The sequence below is a fragment of the Massilia sp. TSP1-1-2 genome (genome assembly GCF_049896185.1).
GTDB lineage: Bacteria > Pseudomonadota > Gammaproteobacteria > Burkholderiales > Burkholderiaceae_D > Telluria_A.
Map to the genome: position 1 here is coordinate 97,955 of NZ_JAFCTU010000004.1, position 22,013 is coordinate 119,967.

At 62.2% G+C, this 22,013-nt stretch carries 19 protein-coding genes; 7 read left to right on the forward strand and 12 right to left on the reverse strand.

Translation table 11 applies throughout. From position 1 onward, the window contains the following. Positions 1-158: 158 nt before the first annotated feature. The 8 genes from ACP7BV_RS04855 to ACP7BV_RS04890 form a co-directional block, all read right to left on the reverse strand. Positions 159-1,220, reverse strand: a complete 1,062-nt coding sequence (locus ACP7BV_RS04855; RefSeq protein WP_426102065.1) for a bifunctional nicotinamide-nucleotide adenylyltransferase/Nudix hydroxylase — start codon at positions 1,218-1,220, stop codon at positions 159-161. Then, a complete protein-coding gene (locus ACP7BV_RS04860; protein WP_426102067.1) occupies positions 1,217-2,899 on the reverse strand; it encodes an NAD+ synthase in 1,683 nt (560 codons plus the stop codon). The genes ACP7BV_RS04855 and ACP7BV_RS04860 overlap by 4 nt, the downstream gene beginning before the upstream one ends. Further along, positions 2,893-4,104 carry a nicotinate phosphoribosyltransferase gene (gene pncB / locus ACP7BV_RS04865; protein WP_426102069.1) on the reverse strand — a complete coding sequence of 404 codons (1,212 nt, stop codon included), beginning with the start codon at positions 4,102-4,104 and terminating at the stop codon, positions 2,893-2,895. The genes ACP7BV_RS04860 and pncB overlap by 7 nt, the downstream gene beginning before the upstream one ends. 21 nt (positions 4,105-4,125) lie before the next feature. Beyond that, the gene (locus ACP7BV_RS04870; RefSeq protein WP_426102071.1) at positions 4,126-4,995 is read right to left on the reverse strand and encodes a cysteine hydrolase; all 870 of its coding nucleotides are present in this window, start codon (positions 4,993-4,995) and stop codon (positions 4,126-4,128) included. A 312-nt stretch (positions 4,996-5,307) separates the two neighbouring features. Continuing rightward, the gene (locus ACP7BV_RS04875; RefSeq protein ID WP_426102073.1) at positions 5,308-5,508 is read right to left on the reverse strand and encodes a hypothetical protein; all 201 of its coding nucleotides are present in this window, start codon (positions 5,506-5,508) and stop codon (positions 5,308-5,310) included. Positions 5,509-5,748: 240 nt separating this feature from the next. Further along, positions 5,749-7,779: a diguanylate cyclase gene (locus ACP7BV_RS04880; RefSeq protein WP_426102075.1), complete on the reverse strand. Its 2,031-nt coding sequence runs from the start codon at positions 7,777-7,779 to the stop codon at positions 5,749-5,751. Between the two features lie 168 nt (positions 7,780-7,947). Then, on the reverse strand, positions 7,948-9,672 hold the full coding sequence (locus ACP7BV_RS04885; RefSeq protein ID WP_426102077.1) for a hypothetical protein: 1,725 nt from the start codon (positions 9,670-9,672) through the stop codon (positions 7,948-7,950). A 188-nt stretch (positions 9,673-9,860) separates the two neighbouring features. After that, positions 9,861-11,456 (reverse strand): phospholipase D family protein, encoded by a 1,596-nt coding sequence (locus ACP7BV_RS04890; RefSeq protein WP_426102079.1) that lies wholly within the window; start codon positions 11,454-11,456, stop codon positions 9,861-9,863. Positions 11,457-11,872: 416 nt separating this feature from the next. Between ACP7BV_RS04890 and ACP7BV_RS04895 the strand changes: the two genes are divergently transcribed. Further along, on the forward strand, positions 11,873-13,483 hold the full coding sequence (locus tag ACP7BV_RS04895; protein ID WP_426102081.1) for a diguanylate cyclase: 1,611 nt from the start codon (positions 11,873-11,875) through the stop codon (positions 13,481-13,483). 234 nt (positions 13,484-13,717) lie between these two features. Here ACP7BV_RS04895 and ACP7BV_RS04900 read toward each other — a convergent pair whose 3' ends face one another. Together ACP7BV_RS04900 and ACP7BV_RS04905 are read right to left on the reverse strand one after the other, a co-directional pair. After that, entirely contained in the window at positions 13,718-14,221 is a 504-nt protein-coding gene (locus ACP7BV_RS04900; RefSeq protein WP_426102083.1) for an SRPBCC family protein, read from the reverse strand. 469 nt (positions 14,222-14,690) lie between these two features. Next, a complete protein-coding gene (locus ACP7BV_RS04905) occupies positions 14,691-15,578 on the reverse strand; it encodes a GGDEF domain-containing protein (RefSeq protein ID WP_426102085.1) in 888 nt (295 codons plus the stop codon). A 209-nt stretch (positions 15,579-15,787) separates the two neighbouring features. On the opposite strand from ACP7BV_RS04905, the gene ACP7BV_RS04910 reads away from it, so the two are divergent. From ACP7BV_RS04910 to ACP7BV_RS04925, 4 genes are all read left to right on the forward strand, one after another. Next, positions 15,788-16,351, forward strand: a complete 564-nt coding sequence (locus tag ACP7BV_RS04910; protein ID WP_426102087.1) for a CBS domain-containing protein — start codon at positions 15,788-15,790, stop codon at positions 16,349-16,351. A gap of 238 nt (positions 16,352-16,589) precedes the next feature. Continuing rightward, positions 16,590-17,771 carry a zinc-dependent alcohol dehydrogenase gene (locus tag ACP7BV_RS04915; protein WP_426102089.1) on the forward strand — a complete coding sequence of 394 codons (1,182 nt, stop codon included), beginning with the start codon at positions 16,590-16,592 and terminating at the stop codon, positions 17,769-17,771. A gap of 11 nt (positions 17,772-17,782) precedes the next feature. Beyond that, a complete protein-coding gene (locus tag ACP7BV_RS04920) occupies positions 17,783-18,316 on the forward strand; it encodes a hypothetical protein (protein ID WP_426102091.1) in 534 nt (177 codons plus the stop codon). 67 nt (positions 18,317-18,383) lie between these two features. After that, the gene (locus tag ACP7BV_RS04925; protein WP_426102093.1) at positions 18,384-19,082 is read left to right on the forward strand and encodes an aspartate/glutamate racemase family protein; all 699 of its coding nucleotides are present in this window, start codon (positions 18,384-18,386) and stop codon (positions 19,080-19,082) included. An 18-nt stretch (positions 19,083-19,100) separates the two neighbouring features. Here the strand turns inward: ACP7BV_RS04925 and trpS are convergent, their stop codons facing one another. After that, positions 19,101-20,111 carry a tryptophan--tRNA ligase gene (trpS, locus tag ACP7BV_RS04930; RefSeq protein WP_426102095.1) on the reverse strand — a complete coding sequence of 337 codons (1,011 nt, stop codon included), beginning with the start codon at positions 20,109-20,111 and terminating at the stop codon, positions 19,101-19,103. A gap of 31 nt (positions 20,112-20,142) precedes the next feature. Between trpS and ACP7BV_RS04935 the strand changes: the two genes are divergently transcribed. Both ACP7BV_RS04935 and ACP7BV_RS04940 read left to right on the forward strand, forming a co-directional pair. Continuing rightward, the gene (locus ACP7BV_RS04935; protein WP_426102097.1) at positions 20,143-20,421 is read left to right on the forward strand and encodes a hypothetical protein; all 279 of its coding nucleotides are present in this window, start codon (positions 20,143-20,145) and stop codon (positions 20,419-20,421) included. Between the two features lie 61 nt (positions 20,422-20,482). Next, positions 20,483-20,896, forward strand: coding sequence for a hypothetical protein (locus tag ACP7BV_RS04940; protein WP_426102099.1), 414 nt, complete (start codon positions 20,483-20,485; stop codon positions 20,894-20,896). A 44-nt stretch (positions 20,897-20,940) separates the two neighbouring features. Here the strand turns inward: ACP7BV_RS04940 and ACP7BV_RS04945 are convergent, their stop codons facing one another. Further along, on the reverse strand, positions 20,941-21,429 hold the full coding sequence (locus ACP7BV_RS04945; protein WP_426102101.1) for a phage regulatory CII family protein: 489 nt from the start codon (positions 21,427-21,429) through the stop codon (positions 20,941-20,943). Positions 21,430-22,013 lie beyond the last annotated feature (584 nt).

Genomic DNA, 22,013 nt, shown 5'->3' on the forward strand with positions numbered 1-22,013 from the left:
TGCGGCACGTTTCGATACACTCTGCGACACTTGACTCAGAATTGCGTGTCACGTCCTAGCATGCTTGGGACGAACGGCACACCGGGAACACAGGGCAGGATTGTATCGCATGCTCGCGCCGCCAGTACCAAAAATGCTCCCGCAGGCCTTTCCACGCATCACGATGATTGCGGCGTCTCGCTCAGGTGCAGGAAGTAATCAAGTATGTGAAAGTGATCTTCGTAAAACTGCTCTTCCATCCCTTTCAGCTCGGCGATTGGCACCCATTCGACCAAGGCAGCGTCGTCCGCTGCTTCCACGCTCGGCAGCGAATCGCTCATCAATCTGAAGTAATGCGCATGCGTGATCGTGCGCCCGCGCTGGCTGCGATCGGGGTGATCGAACACGCGAACGTCGACCAGGGCGCCCTCCAGCGTTGATTCAAGGACGGCCAACTTGGTTTCTTCGCCCAACTCGCGAATCGCCGACTGCAAGAGCCGTTCGCGCTGCTCGACAAAACCACCCGGAACGGCCCACTGCCCCTTTCCCGGAAAGCCACCGCGCTTAATCAAAAGCACATGGTCGGCGCACGTGACCACGGCATCCACCGTCGAAAATATGGGCGCATACGGGGCCTTGCTCCATGCCGCCTTGTATTTGCAGACAAAGCGGTGCTCCTCGGCCAACCCGGCGTAAAACGGCAATGACGACCAGGATTTCAGGTATTGCCGAATCGCGACCGGGACGACTTCGTCGAGTACGTTCAACGATACATCGAGGTCCTCGGCTTCAAAATAAACGCGCCGCACATCGGTCGCGTCGATCGTGCTGCTGGCCTCTCTGGTCACCATCTGCCATTGGGGAAAATGGTTCAGGTAATAGCTGGAAGCATCCTTGAAATGCCCCACCAAAGCCACCTGGGTGGAAGCGTTAGCCTGCGCATGCGCGGCAACTGCCTTGCGCACTTCCTCGGCCCAGCGATTATCGTCGTAATAATCGCGCACGGCGACAAAGGAAACGCGCTCGCGGTCCGCGTGACTCAGGCTAGCGCCTATCATCGATGCGCGTTCCTGCCACGTGAACGGATTTTTTGCATTGCGCGCGTGGAAGGACGAACCAAGAACGATCACAACTGTCGGCGCGGTTGCCAGCGCAGTTTGCAGCAATCCCGCATGGCCGCGGTGAAAAGGCTGGAAGCGCCCGATAAGAACTGCTACATCCATTGTCTGGCTCTCTTTCATGAGTACTTTGCCGCGATCGGCATTTGCCGGCCGCTGCCAAATGCGCGCGCACGCACGCGGATAATCGGTGGCGCCTGGCGCCGTTTATATTCGTTGCGCGAGACCATGCTCAGTATGCGCCGCAGCAGCGCCGCACCATTGCTGTCAGCGCCCAGCTGGTCGACAAATGCCCCGGCCGATTGCGCTTCCTTTGGCGGCAGGCGATGGCCTTCAATGTGCCACTTGAGGATCTCGTCAAGCACCTCGTACGGCGGCAGGCTGTCGGTATCTTGCTGTCCCGGCGCCAACTCGGCGGACGGCGGCTTGGTCAGCACCGCCTCGGGAATGATCTCGCGTCCTGCATGCTCATTGATATGGCGCGACAAGGCATACACTTCGGTCTTGTACAAGTCGCCGATCAATCCCAGCCCGCCGTTGGTGTCGCCGTACAAGGTGCAATAGCCGACCGATATTTCGCTCTTGTTGCCGGTCGTGAGCAATAAGGCGCCAGATGCATTCGAATACGCCATCAAAATCGTGCCGCGTATGCGCGCCTGCAGGTTTTCCAGCGTCAGCCCTTTGAGTGGCGAATCGAAGGCGCTTTCAAAGCCGCTGCCGTATTCACCCACCAGGTCGACGATTGGATGCGTGTACAAGGCAATGCCAAGGTTCGCGCACAGCGCCACCGAATCGCTGACCGAGCCTTCACTGGAAAAAGCCGACGGCATGGTGATGGCGACGACATTGTCCTTGCCAAGCGCTTCGACCGCCAGCGCCAGCGTCAATGCCGAATCAATCCCGCCGGAAGAACCGACCACCGCCTTTTTAAAGCCGCAGCGCCGTGCATAGTCCTGCAGGCCGAGCACAATCTGGCGCCGCGTAAAATCGGCAACGCCCGCACTGTGCGCGACCGGCGCGGCGCCAACAATTTTACCGGCTTCAAAATCAATCACCTGAAAGTGTTCGACGAAAGCCGGTGCTTCAAAGGCCAGGCCCTGCGATGGCGACACGGCAAACGAGGCGCCGTCGAACACCAGCTGGTCTTGTCCGCCGACCTGGTTGACATAGACGATCGGCAGATTGTTCTGCACCGCCGCCGCGGCAAACAGTGCGTGGCGCTGTTCGCGCTTGCCGATATTGGACGGGCTGGCGTTAATACTGACGACAATATCCGGCGCCCCGGCGCGCAGCGCGGCAAACGGATTGACGGTGTAATCGCGCCCGTCGTTGTTCCAGCCATCTTCGCATATCAAAAATCCCACTTGGTAGCCAGCCACGCCGAGCATGCAAGCGCCTTCCGGCCCCGGCTCGAAATGGCGCCGCTCGTCGAAAATGCCATAGGTGGGCAACAACTGCTTGTAATATTCGGCCACGATCTCGCCGTTGCGCAGCGCCAGCAAGGCATTGAACAGCGGCTTGCCCGGCCCCGTATTGCGGCGCACGGTGCCGACGATGGCGACCAGTTGCGGGAAGCGGCGCGTAGCGTCCAGCACCGCCGTCAAGGCACGCTCGGCCTGTAGCAGGAACATGTCGTCTTCAAGCAAATCCCCCGGATAGTAGCCGCACAGGGACAATTCGGTCAACACCACCAGGTCGGCCAGCGCGTCGGCCCCCTGTTGCATGGCGTCGACAATCGCCGCAGTATTGCCTTCAAAGTCGCCAACGGTGGGATTGAGCTGGGCCAGCGCAAGTTTTAGCATGACGCGCCCTCTTCCCGGCCCGACTCGTGATGGAATACCTGGCGCAAGTAGGCGAGAAAGGTCTCGTCCTTGCACAGCGTTTTGCCAGGAGAATCGGACAGCTTGGCGACCGGCTGGCCGTTACAGCTCATCAGCTTCATAACAATATTGAGCGGTTTGACGCCGACATCATTCGACAAATTGGTGCCGATGCCAAAGCCGGTCATGGTGCGGTTCGCAAAATGGCGGTACAGCGAAAACGCCGTCGGCAAATCCAGGCCGTCCGAAAACACCAGGCGCCGCGTATGCGCGTCAAGGCGCAATTTGGCATAGTGCGCCAGCGCTTTCTCGCCCCAGATCACCGGGTCGCCCGAATCGTGGCGCAGGCCGTCAAAGAGCTTGGCGAAATACAAATCAAAATCGGCCAAAAAGGCATCCATGCCCACCACGTCCGTTAGCGCCGTACCCAGATCGCCGCGGTATTCCTGCACCCATTCTTCCAGCGCCGCTTTCTGAAAGTCGCGCAGGCGCACGCCAAAGGATTGGAAGCTTTGCAAATATTCATGCGCCATGGTCCCGATCGGCACCAGTTTGTATTTCATGGCCAGGTAGACGTTGGAGGTGCCCTTGAAATACTGCGGCACTTCGCGCGCCAGCGTGGCGACGACTTCTTCATGCCAGGCGCCGGAAAACCTGCGCCGTACGCCGAAATCGAAAAACTCGAAGGGATGGCGCGACGATGGTTCTTCGGAAAACGCGCGCAGCAGGTCAAGCTTGGCAGCGAGGCGCTTGCGGCCTTCGGCCAATGCGCTGGCCTGGTCAAAGCGCCGGAAATACAGCTCGTTGACGATATAGAGCACGTAAATTTCAAATCCCATCACGTGCACTTGCGGCCCGACTGCGCGAATGCGCAAGGTCTCGCCCTCGGTCTCGACGCTGACAAAGCGGCGCTGAAAACGGAACACCGTCAGGAAGTCGGCGAAGTCGCTTTTAATGAAGCGCAGCGAACGCAGGTAGCCGATTTCGTCGAGCGAAAAGGCCAGGCTGCACAAATGATCGAGTTCGCGCTCGACATCGGCCTTTAATTCCGACAGCGGATAGGCAGGTTCATTGCGGCACACAAAAGCATATTCGGCCTGGGCGGACGGATGCCCGTGCAGCAAGGCCTGCCACATCGTAAATTTATATAAGTCGGTTTCAAGCAGGCTGCGGACGATGGGGGTCATTGGGGTGTTTGTCATGTTGGATTAACGCTTGGCGTTTTCGATCAGTTCGGCCACCACATCGCTGGCCTGGGCGATCTGCACGCCCCGTTCGCGCATGGCGCGAATAAAACCTTGATACTGTTCATCGAAACCGGTGACTGAACTCATGCAGTCGGTAACCAGCACCAGCTTGCCCAGTTGGTTTTGGTCCCAATTCTCGACAATATGCTCGGTGGTGGCCTTGACGCAGTGGCTGCCCGCTTCGCCGGTGATATACACCTGGTCGGCATCGCTGAGCATGTCGATAAACTCGTAATTCATCTGGGTGCTGTCGTCGGCGGCGTCGGGCACTTCGGCCTGGATGGCCGAATAGTGTTCCGTGAACGGGTTGGTACCCTTGCAAATCTTGTTTACGATCCCGAGCGTACTTTCCTCCCAGCGGTTATAGGCGGCGCGCACGTCGGCGTGCACGTTATGCCCCCACGAACCCATTTCGCAGTGCGTGGGCCAGACCATCAGGTTGTAGCGGCCAGCGGACTCGAGCGCGTCGAGGTAGGCCATTACCCGCGGCAAGGCGGCGCCGTCACGCGGCGAGTATTTGCCTTGCACCACTTCAGCCTTGGTAATCTGGGTGAACGGATTGACCGGTCCCTTGGCCGAGTCCATCCAGAACGTGGGATGCGCGACGTCGATGCGGTGGTGCGAGTCGAGCGTGACGCTGATGCCCGACAAGCCCGCGCTGCCGCGGTTGATGACCTCGGCAAGCCGAAGCATGTCGGCGTGGGCGCCGGGTACCGGCAACGCGGGTGCCACGTTTTCCCCCGCCCCTGCGCTTGACGGCAAGTATTCCTTCGGCAAATCGCAGAAGTCGTTCTGCGGATCGATAATGAGGAGATGCAATTTGCGCTTCATGGCCTTGTCCTTTTAGAAACCGTAGGACAAGCATAAACCACTTATTTTGTTTTTGCAACTAAGTATGCGACAAAGTTTCAAAACAGGACCATGAAGCATGTTTGCCCGAGGGTCCCTGTGCACGAACGGAAAAATAAACGCTGCGTGGGAACCGCTCAACAAGTGAGCTTTTGCCGCAAGTTCATCGAGATGGACAGCTAGGACCGGTTGAGGAATGCCTTGAGGCCACGTGCGCGGATTGACCGGCGCACGCTTATTGTCTGAAAGTCGCTGTCAGCAACGCATGATCGCGCTGAAACGACGCCAATAAGGTCAGCGGCTGATGCGGCTAAAGTAGCTTGAGCTGGTGCTTTCGCGGGCATCCTTCATGCGGTAATCTTCCTCGGCACCAATGCCGGACCTGGCGTCGTCATTCTTGTGGCGCTCATCGCGCTCGCGCTCAACTTCGCGGTCCAGACGGGAGCTTGATGTGCTGCTAAACGTGCTGTTGGACGTGCTGTTGGACATTTTCATGGCAGTCCTCACGCAAGGTTCCTTGGCAACACACGTGTATGCATGGCCAAAGCGACATAGCTGCGGACTGTGGCGATGGCGACAACGACGACAACGAGGGATTTGGTGCAAAAAGTTTTCATGGCAAATTCATTCAGTGTTCAATAGCATCAGTATGTCCAAAGAATTGATTACCGTATGTTCGGCCGACCACATATACGGCAGCGCCGAGCAACAGCTGGCGCACTTCGCCACTCCCCATCAGATCGACACTTGCATGCCGTGATCCACCTGCGCCACGGGGCCAGCGATCACCTTGGCAAGCACCTTTCCTGCTGCCACGGCACCGGCGAGATCGTCGACCAGCGTCGTCATCGCCGTGTCCGAAGCAATGGTTATCAGGCAAATCGCGAGGTTTCTTCCGCTCTCCTTGGCCATGTACATGGCCACGTCAGCTACCTTGAGCGCGTCTTGCCACGGTTGCCCCGGCAGCAAGGGATACGACACGCCGCCCGCTGAGACCGTTACGGGGATCGACTTGCCCTCGGCCACGACCGGTGCGCTGCCGATGACCTGCAAAACGCGTTCCGCCAGCACCGCCATGCCTTCAGCCGATGTTCCCGGCAACACCAGTACAAATTCTTCGCCGCCCCAACGCACCACCACGTCATGCTGGCGCACCAGCCCCAGCAGTCGCTGCGCGATCTCGACCAGCACCGCGTCGCCGGCAGCGTGCCCGAACGTATCGTTGATGTGCTTGAAATGATCGACGTCGAGCAGCATTAACCCCACCCCGGCGCTATAGTTGCGGTCGCGCGACTTGCTGGCCAGCAGCGCCTCATGCTGGCTCATCAAGGTCACACAGTGGCGCCGGTTAAAGGCGCCCGTAAGCGGATCATGCATCGACTGGTCGCTGAGCACTGCATTGCTGTCTTCCAACACACGGTTGCGCGCCCGGGAACGCTTGATCATCAACATCAGCAATGCGCCACCGAGCGCCAGCGCCAGCGCTGCCGTCGCCCACAGCCGCTGTTGCCAGACGCGCGCGTCGACCTCGGCCTGGCGACCGCGGCTTTCGAGCGACAGGCGCAAGATTTCATTGTCCTTGCGCTCGCCAGAAAATTTTTCCTGGGCTTCGGCGATGGCTTTTTCGCGCTCGCGCAGCGTTGCTTCGTCCTTCAGTTTGACGTAGGCGTGCAAGCTCGCCAGCGCGTCCTTATGCCTTCCGGCACGCTCGTAGCCGTCGGCCAAGCCTCGGGTGGCATCCATGACGTAACTCTTGGCGCCCGCCTTGTTTAGCAAGACCAGCGCGGTTTGCAAGGATTGCACGCCCTTGTCGCTCTCGCCAAGTTCGATCTGGGACTGCCCCAGCGAAATCATCACCACGCCTTTGGCCACCGGCTTGCCCTGCTGGTCGGCCAGGGCAATCGCTTGCGTGGCCAGCTGCACTGCCTGCTTGTACGATTTCTGCTCGTAGTGATACTCCGCCAAATTAACCAGCGCGACCAGCTCGGAGTCGCCCAGTCCGGGATGCTCGCGGGTAATTTTCAGCACATCGTTCAGCGCTTGCAACTGCTTGGCATGCTCGCCCTTGAGCGAATGGATCCAGGCGCCGTTGGCACGGATGTAAGCCATCATGTAGACGTAGCCAATCCGTTCGGCCAGCGCGAACGCTTCTTTCGACAGACTTTCCGCGCGCACCAGGTCGCGCCGGCCGATGTTGGCAAGCATGAGCACGTTGAGCGTACGAACCTGCTCGGCCGGGTTGGCCGTGCTCATGGCCAGTTGCGATGCGACCAAAGCTTCTTCGATGGCGCGCGCATGCAGCCCAACCATGTCGTAGCTGCCGGCACGCACGTAGTGCACTGCTTGCATCAGATTGGCATCTGCGCTCGCGATCGCTTCAAGCTTGCCCACCAGTGCTTGCGAGGCGGCCGTATCTTGCCCGCGGATAGCCTGTTGCGCCTGGCGGACCGTTTTGTACTGGCCGCAGGGCACGCACTTTTCAACCGTTGCCATCCGCTCCAGTTCATCGAGCTCGACCTTGACCAGCGCCGCATTTTCGGCCCCAATGTAGAGCAAGGCGAGCTGATTGTGATAGCGCATGCGCAGCTCAACTGGCGCGCCGGCAAGGTCGCCGCGCACCGCCGTGAGTGCCTCGACAGCCAAGCTCGGCGAAATAAAGCCGTGCTGGCGCTGTCGCTCCAATACCTCGTTGATGGCGTTGGGCGCAGCAATGGCGGGCACTGTTATGAAGAGCAAGGCAAACAACAGCGGGTTGAACTTTGTCATGGCGGCCCTGGTAGCGCAAAGCGGGTTGCCCGCGCAGGATGAACGAGCAGTATCCTTGCCGCATAATCTGGTGTCAATCAGCAACGTGACGTGCGTTGCATGCGCGACAACTCAGCAGCAGGCAAACGGCGTATTGTTGATTCTCTTGCCGAGCTGCGCATGCGGCGCCTACACCCCGAACACCTTGAGCACCGAATCGGTCAAGCCTTCCAGCCCCCGCCCAAATACGCCCTTCCTGGCATCGGCCGGCAGCGCTTCTTCGTACACGCAAAAGCCCACCTCGCCATCGAAACGGTCGTTCAGCAGCGGTGCGCGGCCGAGCAGGTACGGCAGGAAGGTCTGGCAGCGGCTGGTGGAATACGCGGTGCTGGTGCTAAACCCCAGCGTGGCCGCCTGGCTGATCACGCGGCCATGGTCCACCGCGTCCACCCGCACCCCGCGGCAACCCTTGACGATCAGCGTCACCGGCCCGCTGAAAACCAGGTAGCGCAGCTGCAGCGTGAGCCACGCGTGCAGGCTCCCGAGGCGCCAGTAGCGCTTCATGTGCAGCGGCTGGTCGAGCCGGTGGATGACGCCCACCAGCGCGCGCGGCTGGAACACCATCGACGAGCCTTCGGGCAAAGTGAGCAGCGCGATTTCCGCCAGCGGGTCGCGCGCGGGCGAAACCACGATCGCCGCCGGCTGCGTGCTGACGATGCGGGTCAGCGCGAACAGCCCCGCCGCCAGGCAGGTAAACGGGTTGGTCCAGTCCAGCATCCAGCGCGTGCTGGACGCCACCGTCACCGCGGCGCTCTGGATGCAGGCCGACTGGATCAGCATTTCGTCGCCCTCGCGCAGCGTAACGACGGCCGACGGCGCCGAGCTGTTGCCCAGGGCCGTGGCGCGCCTGCCTCCCGCTGCGTGGATCTCCAGCAGGCCGCTGGCGTGACGGTCCACGTAAAACGGCGCCAGGCGCTCGGCCAGCGGCGCCAGCAGGTAATAAAAGACGACCTTGATGGCAACCGGCACCAGCATCAGCGAGAGCAAAATCGCGCCGGCGGTGGGCGCCACTTCGCGCACCGACTCGGCCATTCTCCCCGCCCAGTTGGCACTGGCGTAAGCCTCGCCGGCCGAGATCGCCCCGCGCAACTGGCCCATCGCCGCGTCCAGGCGCGCATCGTTGACAATGAATTGCAAGCTTGCCCTGGGCGCGCCGATGATGCTGAGCGCATTTTGCTGCAAGGCCACCGCGCTGGCGGCGGCGTTATTGGCGCGCACCAGTTCGGCCTCCTCCTGCACCAGCCGGTCGCGCATGCCAAACTCCACCGTGCCCGGCAGGTAGGAGCGCCACAGGCTGTTGACGCGGATCCGGCTTTGTGCGCGCAAGTTGTCGTTGAGCGCATCATAGGCGGCTACGTGGGCCGCGTGCAGCCGTGCCAGCGCTTGCATGGCTGCGTCCCGGTCCACGCCGGCGCGCGCTGCCGCGCGCAGCGCCACCAGGTAGTCGCGCTCCTGCGACAACAGTTCAATTTCCAGCATGCGGCGCGACTTGGCCACCAGGCCCTGCATCAGCTGGCCGCTGCCGGGCAGGCCGAACGACAGTGCTTGCGCCTCCGGCTTGGCCGAGAGCGCGGTAATCTGCTTGCCCAGCGCATCGATATGGGCGTCGAGCGCCTCGGCCGACGCCTGCCCGAGACGCTTGACGCGCGCCATCGATGCTAACTTGAGCTGTGTGCGCTCGCCGCCCAGGTGCTGTTCGCCGCCGGCTAGCAGCGCCAGGTCGCGCCGGGCCGCATCAAAGGCGCGCCACTCGCTGACGATGTAGCGGCCCGCCAGCAGCACCGTCACGATCAGGCAGAACGACAGGGCGCCGCGCACCAGGAAGCGCAGTGAGGTGCTCAGAACGCCGCTCACAGCGGCAGCGCTCTGGCCGGGCAGGTACTGTAAAAGATGGCAAAGCAAGTGCAGCGCGCCATGGGGGCGCACGGGAACGCGGCGCCCGGCGCTGCCCTGCGTCGTGGAGATCTCGGCTGCATCGCTGTCCTTTCAGGTTCGGTGCGCAATCGTAACGCATTTACTGCGTATCCTGTCGCGCCGCCGCCCTACAGCAGCCAGTCGATCGGCAGCAGCGACATCAGCTGCACGCTGCCGCGCTGCCACAGGGTGGCCCCGGGCTCGGTCTCGTGCCAGGTCTGGACCCCGGCGGAACTGCGCTCGAGCCAGCGCAGCTGGCCTTGGGGCGTGAGCTTGACCTCGTAGGCGAGTGCCAGGATCTGCTTGTCCAGCACTGCCGACATGCGCTGCGCCATCGCCGCACTGTCGATCACGAAGCCCATCTCGGTGTTCAGATCGGCCGAGCGCGGATCGAAATTGAACGAGCCGACGAACATGCGCGACTGGTCCACGGCAAAGGTCTTGGCGTGCAGGCTGGAGCCGGAACTGCCGCCCGGGCCGCCGCCGCGCTTGGGCTCACCCTTGCGCGGCCAGGTGCGTTTCAGTTCGAGCAGCGTGACGCCCGAGGCGACCAGCTGCTTGCGCCAGCGCGCATAGCCCGCGTGCACCGCCTTGACATCGGTCGCTTCCAGCGAGTTGGTCAGAATGCGCACCTTGACACCGTTTTGCGCCAGCAGCTCGAAGCGCGCCGCCCAGTTCGCACCCGGCACAAAGTACGGCGACACCAGGTCGACCTGGCGCGCCGGCTCGCCGAACTTGGCCGGCAGCTGGTAGGCCAAGCCCGCTTCGGGCGCGCCGCCCAGCACCTTTTCGGGGTCGTCGCTGACCAGTTCCACAGGCACCCATTCGAGCGGCAGCGTCTGCTGCGTCAGTTCGGCCGCAAAGGTGGACGCGCGCATCGCGTCGAGATAGGCGCGCGCGACCGGCTCGGCGGCGGCGCGCTCGTAGCGCGCGTGCAAAGCGGCCGCCGCTTCCGGCGCGACTGGCGTGAGCAAGGTGGCCGCGGGATAGGCCGAGCGGCTGTTCCAGTAGCGGTCGAAGTCCTTCTCCACCGCCGTTACCACCGCACCGACGGCCAGGATGTCGAGGTCGGCGAACAGCACCTGGCCGGTGGCGTCGAAGTATTCGTCGCCCACATTGCGCCCGCCCACGACGGTGGCCTGGCCGTCTGCCGTGAACGACTTGTTGTGCATGCGCTGGTTCAGGCGCTTGAAGTCGGCCAGCAGACCCAGCGTGCGCGCGCCGCGCAGCACGTAGGGATTGAACAGGCGCACTTCGATGTTCGGATGGGCGTCGAGCACGGCGAGCGCCGTGTCCAGGCCGGCGGTATTGTTATCGTCCAGCAGCAGGCGCACCCGCACCCCGCGCTCGGCGGCGGCGCGCAGTGCGCGCAGCATCAGCATGCCGGTCGTGTCGTTGCGCCAAATGTAATACTGGACGTCGAGGCTGCGCTCGGCCGCATCGGCCATCATGATGCGCGCCGCAAATGCGTCGCGCCCGTCGAGCAGCACATTCACACCGCTCAGAGCGCTGTGCCCAGCCGCGCGCGGGGCGATCGCGCGCCCGATGCGCGTGTTGTCGTCGTGCGCCAGCGCGCGCGAGGCCACGCGCCCATCGAGCGAGGGCAGCGCCGTACAGCCGGCCAGCACGGCGCAGCATCCGGCTGCGGCCATTGCCATGGCGGGGAGCCGGGCGCGGGATGTGGCCGGTCGCGTCGTCAAGCCATCTTCGTGTTGCTGATCCATTGCTCCGCCTACAAGTTGAACGCATTGTGCAAGCCTTGCCCGCCTTCTGCATGATTCAATAATATTAACAAATGACAACTGTTTATGTTAATGATTTATACCGCAAAAGCAAGTCTTTCGCTGCGAGGATAAACGCAAACTAAGGGCTGCGCATTGCCCCCACCAAAGTGCCCGGGCGATTGTTGGAAACGCGCCGGCATTGCCGTCGATGTCGCGCGCGTGAAGCGCTCTTCCCGCTGCCTCGTGTGCCGGCGCGCGCAGGTGTGGATGGAAAAAAAATAACGTGTGGAAACAACCGCCTCCACTTGTGATTTAGATAATATCGTCTAAAATACTGCTCACATTGCGCCCCGGCTTGCTTGATCAGCCCTTGCGCTCCCTACGCTTCTGCCGCCCCCCCCTTGCCCGCAACATACATGAAGCCAGCCCAGATCCTTGCCTCGCTCTCGCAGCTTGATCACCAAAAACGTCCGGTCACGCTGGTGGCGATCGTGTTCTTTTCGCTCGTCTGCCTCTCGCTCGGCGGCATGCAGGGCTGGAGCGTGTACAAGGCGCGCAAGGTCCAGCTCCAGGCTGCTACGCTTTCCGCGGCCAACATCACCCAAGCGCTGGGCGACCATGTCGGCCACGGCCTCGACTTGGCAGACGGCATCCTGAGCGACCTGGTGGAGCGCATGCACCTGCAGGCCGAGCTGAGCGATACGGAGTCACTCACGCGCTATCTGGCCGAACGCACCCGGCGCGCGCCCCTGCTGCAGGCGCTCGCGCTGTACGACGCCAAGGGCGCCCTCGTTCCAGGGTTGGCCAATCCAGGGTCGGCCAACCCAGACGCCACAGAAATCGTGCGCGAGCACCTCGCGCACCACGCCGCAATGGCAGACGACGCGCTGTTCATCGGGGCGCCGGCGCGCGCGCCCGGCAATGGCGCTTGGATATTGCCGCTGTCACGCCGCCTGACATTGCGTGACGGTAGCTTTGGCGGCATGGCGATGGCGACGATCCGGATCGCCTCGCTGCGCGACTTTCCCGGCCAAGTTGACATCGGCGCCCGGGGCAACATGCTGGTGGCGCTTGAATCGGGTCCAATGGTACTCTCGCGCCCCCAGAACGACCTGGACGTAGGCAAGGACATGCGCGCCAATCCCGCGTTCGTGCTGTGGCGCCAGCAAAAAGGCGAACCGGGCGACGCCATCCTGAGCGTGGGGGCCGCGGCGCAGGGCGGCGACATTATGTACAGCTATCGGCGCGTGGCCGGCTACCCGTTGATGGTGGCGCTCAGCCGCCCGACCGACGACGTACTGGCCAGCTGGTGGGACAGCGCCTACCTGTCCACGGCCGGCGTGTCGCTGCTGCTGCTCATTCAACTGTGGCTTGGCATCCGCTTGTACGGTCAGATCGCGCTGCGCGACCGCCTGGAAAAAGACAGGCGCAGCCTGCAAAAGCTGCTGGTCAAAAAGAGCCGCTCACTGCGGCGCCAAGCCTTCAAGGATGCGCTCACGGGCATTGCCAACCGGCGCCAGTTTGACGTGCGGCTCAACTGGGAATTCAATCGCGCGCTCGATGAAGGCGCGCCGCTGGCGCTGGTCATGCTGGACGTCGACCATTTTAAGAAGTACAACGACCGCTACGGACACCCGGCCGGCGATGAATGCCTCAAAGCCGTGGCCGGCTGCGTCAGCGGCGGTCGCCGCCGAAGCGACGACATGGCGGCGCGCCTGGGCGGCGAAGAGTTTGCGATCCTGCTGCCCAACACAGGGCTGCGCGGCGCGATTGCCGTGGCCGAAGCCATTCGCAAACGCGTGGCCGCGCATCAGATGACGCATGTGGCCGGTTCCTCGCACTGCGTCACGGTCAGCTGCGGCGTCCATGCGCTGGTGCCGGTGGAGGGCATGACAGCCGCCGAACTGGTCGACGCCGCGGACCGCGCCCTGTACCTTGCCAAGACGAGTGGGCGCAACCGGGTTCGCGCCGAAGGCACGATACCGCCAGCGGGCGGAAAGCGGCTGTCGCTGGTGGTGAACAAGTAAGGGCACGGGCAGCACCGGTAGTAGCAACACTGGTACTGCCAGCGCCGGCACTGCCACCGGCGTTAACGCCTGTTGCTAGTGTCCTGAGTTGTAAGTTCGTTGAATAAATATCCCGAGAATCGCCGCGATACTGCGTCAAAAATGCTCGCAAGGCCTCGGCCTTGCTCCGCTTTTGTTCCTTGTCTCTTGGCGATTTCGGAACATTTATAAGCAACGAACTTTCAACTCAGGACACTAGTGGCTGGTACCGGCCTCGGGCTGCGGCGCGATCGTACCGCGCCAGGCGCCCGTTTCCTGGCCGCGCAGTTCGATCATTTCCTTGAAATTCTTCAGGTTGCCGCGAGCCGTGGCACGCACCGCGCCCAGTGCATCGCCCACCATTTCGATCCCATTCTGGGGTTCGTAATACATTTCGAGCGTGATCCGGGTACGCGAACGCGACAGGCTGCGGAAGGTGACGCTGCCACCGTTCGGCGTGCCCGACGTGCTGCGCCACGCAATGCGCTTGTCGGGCACCTGCTCGGTGATCTCGGCATCCCATTCGATATCCTTGCCAGCGATCGAAGCGTGCCAATGCAGGCGCTTGTCGTCGAGCTGCTTGACTTCATGGACGCTGTCCATGAAGCGCGGGAACTCTTCAAACTGGGTGAACTGATCGTAAGCGACCCGCACCGGTACATTGACAGCGATGTCTTCCTCGACGCTGGATGGGGACTGGACGCCACGTGATTGCTTCATTTGCTTCGCCAGCAGAGCACCGCCCAAGGCGAGCGCGGTCAGGGTAACGATTCGATACAGCATAGTGTTCCTCCTGGTCAATCAGGTTTAAGAATGCGCAGCTTCAACAGTCAGCTCGTTGCGAGGCGGCGCAGTGTGACCCGCCCCATCGCAAGCGCTCCATTATGTACTTTATAGCAAAGTTGCACACGACGCCCGTGCGAAATAGAAACCAACACCCAGCATCTCCGTGTCGGGATTAGTAGACGTCGTAACCAATTTAACCGGACGCCCACTGTGCGCAAATAGGTGCACCCCCGCCTATCCTGTAGGACCAGTCCTTCCCATCCGGTGCATGTTAAAGAAAAGCACGGGACCGACTCGCCAGTTTTTGTGCGCGCCTTTCGCAACCCTCGGCGCGCACATCAAGTGCGTTGTCGGCGAGGGCCGCGGTATGGAAGCGGCGCGGACACTGTCGCAACAGGCCTGCTCAACTGCCGATCGTCACGCAATTGCGCCCGTTTTGCTTGGCCCGGTACAAGGCGTTGTCTGCGCGCTGCAGCAACTCGGTGAGCGAACTGACTTCGTCGCGCGACATGGTCGCCACGCCGATGCTCACGGTGATCGGAACGGCGCCAGCCTGGGTGGAGACGGGCGTTGCGGCCACCGCCGCGCGCATTCGCTCGGCAACTTCGAGCGCGCCGGCGAGGTCGCAGTCAGGCAGCACGCACAGCATCTCCTCGCCCCCGTAGCGCCCCAGCGCGTCATAGGGCCGCAACCCGGCGCCCATGCGGCGCGTCACCTCGCGCAATACCTCGTCGCCGGCCAGGGGGCCAAGCGTGTCGTTGACGTCCTTGAAATGGTCCAGGTCGCAAAAAATGATCGACACCGCATGCTGCGAGCGTCCCTGGCGCGCGACCTCCTTGTGCAGCAGGTCGATAATTGCACCGCGACTGTAAATATCGGTCAGCGCGTCGCGCGTGGCGCGGTAACGCAATTCCTGCTCCAGCTCGGCGATGCGGCGCCCGGCCCGTACCCGTACCAGCACGTCCTGCGCACTGAAAGGCTTGGCGATGTACTCGTCGGCGCCGGCGCTCATGGCCGCGACGGCGGACTCGGCTTCGGTGTGCGCGGCAAGCAAGATCATATAGACATACCGCTCCCGCACGCTGTCGCGGATCGTGCGGCAGACGTCGATCCCGTCCATCCCGCGCATCAGCGCGCCGAGAATGGCGACCAGCGGACCGTCCGGCGCGGCCAGCAGGCGCGCGGCGGCGGCGCCATCATCGGCTACCACGACCTCGTGGCCCCATTCGGTCAGCATCTCCTTTAGCAACAGGATCGAGGCGTCGTCGTCATCTGCGATCAGGATATCCATTTTCGTACTCCAAGGAAATGTCAAACCCAGCCTACCGTGTAAGATCTGTGTCTTATCTTATTGGTACGCGTTGGAAACAGCAAGTAAGTTTCTTGCTTCCCGAGCAATGTGTTCATTCGACAGCACAACGTTGCTGCGTACGCTAACGAACAGTCAGGCATGGTGTGCCGGCTTAAGCTCCATGACAAATCGCACTTGAGGAGCCACCCGTGACCATTACCCCCCTGCCCGATATCGAACCGGACCGGCTGCCGACCTCCACCAACGAGATCGCATTTGAAACGGTCTCGTTCGCGGCGAGCGTTCCCGCATCCGATCCGCAAGTCACGGCGGCCGAAGTGGCGGTGGCCGTTGAACTGGTGTCCACCGTCGGCAAACCGATCTCGCAGGTCATGGAAGCGACGCTGTGGACGGTGCACGCCGAAGATTCGATCGAGAAAGTCGAGGAGATCTTTGCCGCGCAAGGCTTGGCCTCGGCCCCGGTGGTCGGCTCGAACGGGGCCATCGTCGGCATGCTGGGCGCGCCCGAGCTGGCTGCCTTTCATGCCGAAGGCAAAAATGCGAAGGCGGTGCAGGCCTGGGAAATCAGTCGCATCAAAACGTTCGAAGTGAGCCCGACCGACACGGTCGAAGAAGTGGCCAAGCTGATGACCGAAAACAAAATTGAACATATTTCCGTGACCGAATTCGGGCGCCTGAAGGGCATTGTTTCGGCCCAGAACTTGCTGCAGGAAATTCTCAACGTGCTGCCGCATGAGGCGCCCAAGGAATAAATCGGGCGCGATGCTGACTGGCGGCACCAAATGGCGGAAAAACCCGTCATTTTTTCTGTGCGCCTATCGCTATTGTTTTACCCTTCCCCTATGTTGAGTGCATGCGGCCCGCTGGTGCCGCTTATTGAGCTGCAAGTATTGGGCTGCAAGTAATGAGCTTCAGATATTGGGATGCAGGTATTGAGCTGTAGATAAGGAGCTGCAATCTCACAGCAGGTTCATCAACTACGGGGGAACTATGATCGCCATGGATTACCGCGGCCCCTACCGCGTGCGCGCAACACAAAAACCCGACCCGGTCATCGAGCATCCGAACGACGCCATCGTGCGCGTCACGCGCTCGTGCATCTGCGGCTCCGACCTGCACCTGTACCATGGCCTGGTGCCCGACACCAGGGTCGGGACCACCTTCGGCCATGAATTTACCGGCGTCATCGAAGAACTTGGCCCATCGGTCACGTCGCTCAAGGTCGGCGACCGCGTGCTGGTGCCCTTCAATATCTTTTGCGGAGCGTGCTTTTTCTGCGATCGTGAACTCTACGGCAACTGCCACAACACCAATCCCGAGGCCAGCGCCGTGGGCGCCATCTACGGCTACTCGCACATGGCCGGCGGTTACGACGGCGGCCAGGCCGAGCTGGTGCGCGTGCCCATGGCCGACGTCGGCCCCATCCTCATTCCCGACGATATCGACGACGACGACGCCGTGATACTCACCGATGCGCTGCCCACCGGTTATCAGGCAGCCGAAATGGGCGACATCGCCGAGGGCGACACGGTCGTCGTGTTCGGCGCCGGTCCGGTCGGCATCTTCGCCGCAAAGTCAGCCTGGCTGATGGGCGCCGGGCGCGTCATCGTCGTTGACCATGTCGAGTACCGGCTCGACTTCGTGCGCAAGTTTGCGCAGTGCGAGGTCGTCAACTTCAAGGACGTGCGCGACATGGCATTGCACATCAAGAAGATGACGGACTGGCTGGGCGCCGACGTGTGCATCGACGCCGTCGGCTGCGAGGCGTCGGGCAGCGCGGCGCAAACGCTGAGCGGGCGTTACCTCAAGCTGCAGGCCGGCGCCGCCACCGCCCTGCACTGGGCCATCAATTCGGTGCGCAAGGGCGGCAATGTGTCCATCGTGGGCGTGTATGGCCCCACCTTCAACGCCGTGCCCATCGGCAACGCGCTCAACAAGGGACTCACGCTGCGCATGAATCAAGCCAGCGTCAAACGCCACGTACCCCGCCTCATCGAGCACATCCGCGCGGGGCGCATCGATCCCAAGCAAATCATCACGCACCGCGTGCCGCTGGAGGAAGTGGCCGACGCCTATCACATGTTCTCGAGCAAGCTCGACAACTGCATCAAGACCATCCTCGTCACTCCGCCCCTGCGCGAGACGCTGAAGGCGGGCGGCACACTGCACTAACGGAGGCTCGCATGGACAATCCCAACGCACACATCGGCCATACCCACCCCACCCGCCGTTCGCGCGCCGAACTCGAAGCCATCCCCGGCTGGGGAGCCGACCTCGACCGCAAAGACCGTCCCGGCGTGCCCATGGAGCGCACGCCCCGCGTCCATGATGGCAAGCACCGGGAGCAGCTGGAACAGCAACAGCGGAACATCGAAGTGTTCGTCTCCCCGGAGCGGCCCGGCCTGACGCCTCTTTTCGGCACCAGCGTCCCGCCCAGCGGGCTATCCGGACTGATGCGTCGTTTTGCTTACAAGTTGACCGAAAACGATATTCGCCACTGGTTGCTGCTGTTGCTGGCCGACCGCGTCAACGTGATCGAAGGTATCGGCCAGGACCTGGGACGAGGTCACCTTCCCAACCTGCTCGCGGAGATGGGCATCAAGGCCGAGTGGCAGCATAACAAGGCCGGTCTGGTGCGCAAGGCGGCCATTGTCGCCGCCATCGCGGGCGCGGGATACTACTTGCTGCAGCGGCACGACGACAGGGACGCGCGCTGAGCGTGGCAATGGCTTGCTGAAACTGCATGGTGTGTGGCCTAATACTTGTTTTCCTACGGACGGCAGCATGCAGACCAAAACGATCGGCCTGCTCGGCGGCATTGGCTGGGCTTCAACGGCGCAGTATTACCGCATCCTCAACGCCATGACGGCTGAACGCATGGGCGACGCGCACAGCGCCCGCCTCGTCGTGCTGAGCATGAACCAGTTCGACTTTACGTCGCGCGCGGGCGAGGCGTCGCCGCACGCAATCGAGCAATTTTTGATTGAACAGACGCAACGCCTCAAGGCGGCCGGCGCCGATTTTTTCCTGCTATGCGCCAACGGCGCGCACCGCTTCGCGCCGGCCGTCATTGCGCAGGCGGCACTGCCCTTCATCAGCATCGTGGACGAGACCGCCAAGCGGGTGCAGGCGTCGGGCCTGCGCAAAGTCGCTTTGCTGGGCGTGCGGCAGACCATGTCCGGAACGTTTTATCATGCCGCTTTGGCCGCGCGCGGCATCGACATCGTCACGCCCGATGCTGGCGACCAGGACAAACTGCATGAAATCATTTACGCAGAGCTCGTTCACCACCGTATCACGGCAGCCAGCCGGCGCGTTTTCCAGCAGATCATTGGCAAACTGGCCGCCGCGGGAGCGCAAGGCGTCATCTTGGGCTGCACCGAAATACCTCTGCTTATCAGCCAGGCCGACGTTGACATCCCGGTATTTGACACGACCGCCATCCATTGCGAGGCCGCGCATGCGCACGCGTTCGCGCCCTGAAATGCGCGCGGCCTGGTCTTAAAAGTAGCGCAGGCCGAGCGCCGCCCTCACCTCGTCGGCAGTCCTGGCAGCAACGTCGCGCGCCTTGAAGGTGCCATCCTTGAGCATCTGCATGACCGCACCGGGATCTTGGGCAAATGCTTCGCGGCGCGCGCGGATTGGCGCCAGCATCTCTTGCAGCACGCCTTCCAGGCGCTTTTTGACCAGGCTGTCGCCCACGCCGCCGCGCACATAGCGCTCCTTGAGTCCGGCGAGCCCTTCCTGGTCCGGGTCAAAGGCATCGAGGTAGATAAACGCGACGTTGCCCTCCAAATGGCCCGGGTCGTCCACCCGCAGATGCAGCGGATCGGTGTACACCTGCTTGACCGCCGCGCGGATCTCATCGGCGCTGGCGCCGAGGTTAATCGTATTGCCGAGCGACTTGCTCATCTTGGCCTTGCCGTCGATGCCAGGCAGGCGTCCCAGTGCAGGCACCAGGGCCTTGGCCTCGACCAGGATCTCGCGCTGCGCCAGGCGGTTGAATTTGCGGACGATCTCATTGGTTTGCTCGATCATCGGCACTTGGTCGTCGCCCACCGGCACCAGGGTTGCCTTGAAGGCGGTAATGTCGGCCGCCTGGCTGGCCGGGTAAGTCAAAAAGCCGGCGGGAATATCGCGCTCGAAACCGCGCAGGCGAATTTCTTCCTTCACCGTCGGATTGCGCTCCAGGCGCGCCACCGTCACCAGGTTCAGGTAATAAAAAGTCAGTTCGGCCAGCTCCGGTATCTGCGACTGGATCAGGATCGTGGAGATAGCGGGGTCGATGCCCACCGCCAAGTAGTCCAGCGCCACTTCGAGCACATTGCGGTGCACCTTGCCGGTGTCTTCCATATTGTCGGTCAAGGCCTGGGCATCGGCGAGCATGATGAACTGGCGATAGTCGTGCTGGTAGGCCACGCGGTTGCGCAGGCTGCCGACAAAATGGCCGAGGTGGAGCGGGCCGGTCGGGCGGTCGCCGGTCAGGATAATGGGGAGCGTGGCGCGGGTCATGGGGTACCTGTAGTCTGAGCCGGAGCCCACCGTGCAGGCGAAAAAACCGCCGCATGGTCGGGGCGGCGTTGATGAACATCTCGTGGCTATTCACTGGCTCCGCGTTAAGGGCGGCGCCACCAGTTACGGCTCGTACGATGTGGATTTTGATTCGTCATGGCCCACATGGTTTCAAATTGCTGAAGGCTTGTCAAGTGCGCAGCAGCAAGCCGCTTACTCCGCCATGCGGTCGCATCGCAGCCGGCCGGCTCGGATGCGACGGCAATTGTGGCTGCCGATTACCGCCGCAAAGCCCAAAAATCGATGCTAAGCCCATAATATTGTTTGCTATAGTGTCGGCATTATTCATTCACCCGGCAGGAGAATCGAGCATGAACGGAGCAGGCGGGACCAGCGGTGGCATCGGCAAATTTTTACTCGGCCTGATCATGATGTGCGGAGGTTTTTACCTTTTGCTCAACGGCATTGTCGTCAGTTCGAATTTCGGTCTGGGCACGCGCCTGTTCGGCTCGGGCGCGATGGGGCTGACCGGCGGCATGATCCTGATTCCCCTGATCATCGGCATCGGCATGGTGTTTTACAACGCCCGCAGCTACCTGGGCTGGCTGATTGGCATCGCCTCGTTCGGTGCCTTGGTGTTCGGCGTCATTTCCTCGGTCAGCCTGAATTTACGCACGATGACCGCGTTCGAACTGCTGGTCATCCTGACGCTTGCCTTCGGCGGCCTGGGCCTGTTTCTCAATTCGCTGCGCCCATCGCGCGCCCCCCAGCCGCAAGCGCGCTAAGCGCCAATTCCGGCGGCAACCCACCCTTTGGAACGGGGGCGGCTTTAGGGACGCGACTCGGCTTGCATCTTCAGGCGCGCGCGCCACGCGCCCATTGCCGACAGCGCCGAGTGAAACTCGCGCTCGATCAGGTCAGCTTCGGCGATCGTCACCACGCCATCTCTTAACGCGCCCGAGACCGCCTCGGCCACCGCGCCCACCTCGCTCATTACCCTGCATACCGTCTGCGACAGGTCGTCGCGTCCCACGCAGTCGGGCTGCGGCACCAGGAACGCGGCCATCCCGTGACGCATCAGCATCGCGTGCAGCGGCAAGTGCGCATCCTCCACGCCCGCCTTATGACAGTGCTCGACGATGACGGATACCTCTTCAAACGACGGGTAGTGCGACGAAATCGTCGGCGACAGCTTGTTGCGCAGCACGTTGGCGGAGATGCCGATGGTGACCGCCAGCGCTTCCAGCCCGCCCGGATAACGGCGCGCCACGGTGTACAGGGCGTCGTGCTGGTTCATGTCCATATATCTGCGAGTCATGGTGAATCTGTTCCTTTTTTACCGGTGCAGCGCACCATACGTACGGTTATTCTTCTCTCAACTTTTACTTCTACTTAAGAACAACCATGAAGTCCACTCTTTTTGCCCTGCTGCTGGCCACGCTGCTGCCCGCCATGTCCGAGGCGTCAGTTAAGGCTTCGTCGGCGCGTTCGTTCAAGAGCGGATCTTCCTCTCAAAGAGCGGTCGCGACAAGTGGCAGCGCACGCACACAACCGCAAGGCCGGCGCGCCGCCGAGCACGCATGCACTGCCCCGCCGCCAGCGCCAACTTCGATGCCGCCCCCCGCGCCCATTCTCGTGCAGCGCGCGTGAAGCGGACCAGGCTACGTCGTCACCGGCTTTCTGCTCGGGCGCGCCACGTCGAGCGCGCATGCGCACCGCAGCAGCGATTCCGCCGCCTCCCCGAACACGGCCGGGCAACGGGCCCCGTTCGTCAGCATGCTGCTGCCTCTCTTGCCCTGGCTGGCCTTGCTGGCGCTGCTGGCTTGGCTGTGCTGGCGTGTGCGGCACATCCTGCGCCGCGCCCTAGCCTCCACCAGCGCCAATTATTCCTTCAAAAGGTAG

Excerpts from the sequence above, each read along its gene's own strand:
- ACP7BV_RS04920 (WP_426102091.1), top strand. The coding sequence starts at position 17,783 with ATGGACAATCCCAACGCACACATCGGCCATACCCACCCCACCCGCCGT.
- ACP7BV_RS04870 (WP_426102071.1), bottom strand. The coding sequence starts at position 4,995 with ATGAAGCGCAAATTGCATCTCCTCATTATCGATCCGCAGAACGACTTC.
- ACP7BV_RS04925 (WP_426102093.1), top strand. The coding sequence starts at position 18,384 with ATGCAGACCAAAACGATCGGCCTGCTCGGCGGCATTGGCTGGGCTTCA.
- ACP7BV_RS04940 (WP_426102099.1), top strand. The coding sequence starts at position 20,483 with ATGAACGGAGCAGGCGGGACCAGCGGTGGCATCGGCAAATTTTTACTC.
- ACP7BV_RS04945 (WP_426102101.1), bottom strand. The coding sequence starts at position 21,429 with ATGACTCGCAGATATATGGACATGAACCAGCACGACGCCCTGTACACC.
- trpS (WP_426102095.1), bottom strand. The coding sequence starts at position 20,111 with ATGACCCGCGCCACGCTCCCCATTATCCTGACCGGCGACCGCCCGACC.
- ACP7BV_RS04875 (WP_426102073.1), bottom strand. The coding sequence starts at position 5,508 with ATGAAAATGTCCAACAGCACGTCCAACAGCACGTTTAGCAGCACATCA.
- ACP7BV_RS04915 (WP_426102089.1), top strand. The coding sequence starts at position 16,590 with ATGATCGCCATGGATTACCGCGGCCCCTACCGCGTGCGCGCAACACAA.
- ACP7BV_RS04905 (WP_426102085.1), bottom strand. The coding sequence starts at position 15,578 with ATGGATATCCTGATCGCAGATGACGACGACGCCTCGATCCTGTTGCTA.
- ACP7BV_RS04895 (WP_426102081.1), top strand. The coding sequence starts at position 11,873 with ATGAAGCCAGCCCAGATCCTTGCCTCGCTCTCGCAGCTTGATCACCAA.
- ACP7BV_RS04855 (WP_426102065.1), bottom strand. The coding sequence starts at position 1,220 with ATGAAAGAGAGCCAGACAATGGATGTAGCAGTTCTTATCGGGCGCTTC.
- ACP7BV_RS04880 (WP_426102075.1), bottom strand. The coding sequence starts at position 7,779 with ATGACAAAGTTCAACCCGCTGTTGTTTGCCTTGCTCTTCATAACAGTG.
- ACP7BV_RS04890 (WP_426102079.1), bottom strand. The coding sequence starts at position 11,456 with ATGGATCAGCAACACGAAGATGGCTTGACGACGCGACCGGCCACATCC.
- pncB (WP_426102069.1), bottom strand. The coding sequence starts at position 4,104 with ATGACCCCCATCGTCCGCAGCCTGCTTGAAACCGACTTATATAAATTT.
- ACP7BV_RS04860 (WP_426102067.1), bottom strand. The coding sequence starts at position 2,899 with ATGCTAAAACTTGCGCTGGCCCAGCTCAATCCCACCGTTGGCGACTTT.
- ACP7BV_RS04900 (WP_426102083.1), bottom strand. The coding sequence starts at position 14,221 with ATGAAGCAATCACGTGGCGTCCAGTCCCCATCCAGCGTCGAGGAAGAC.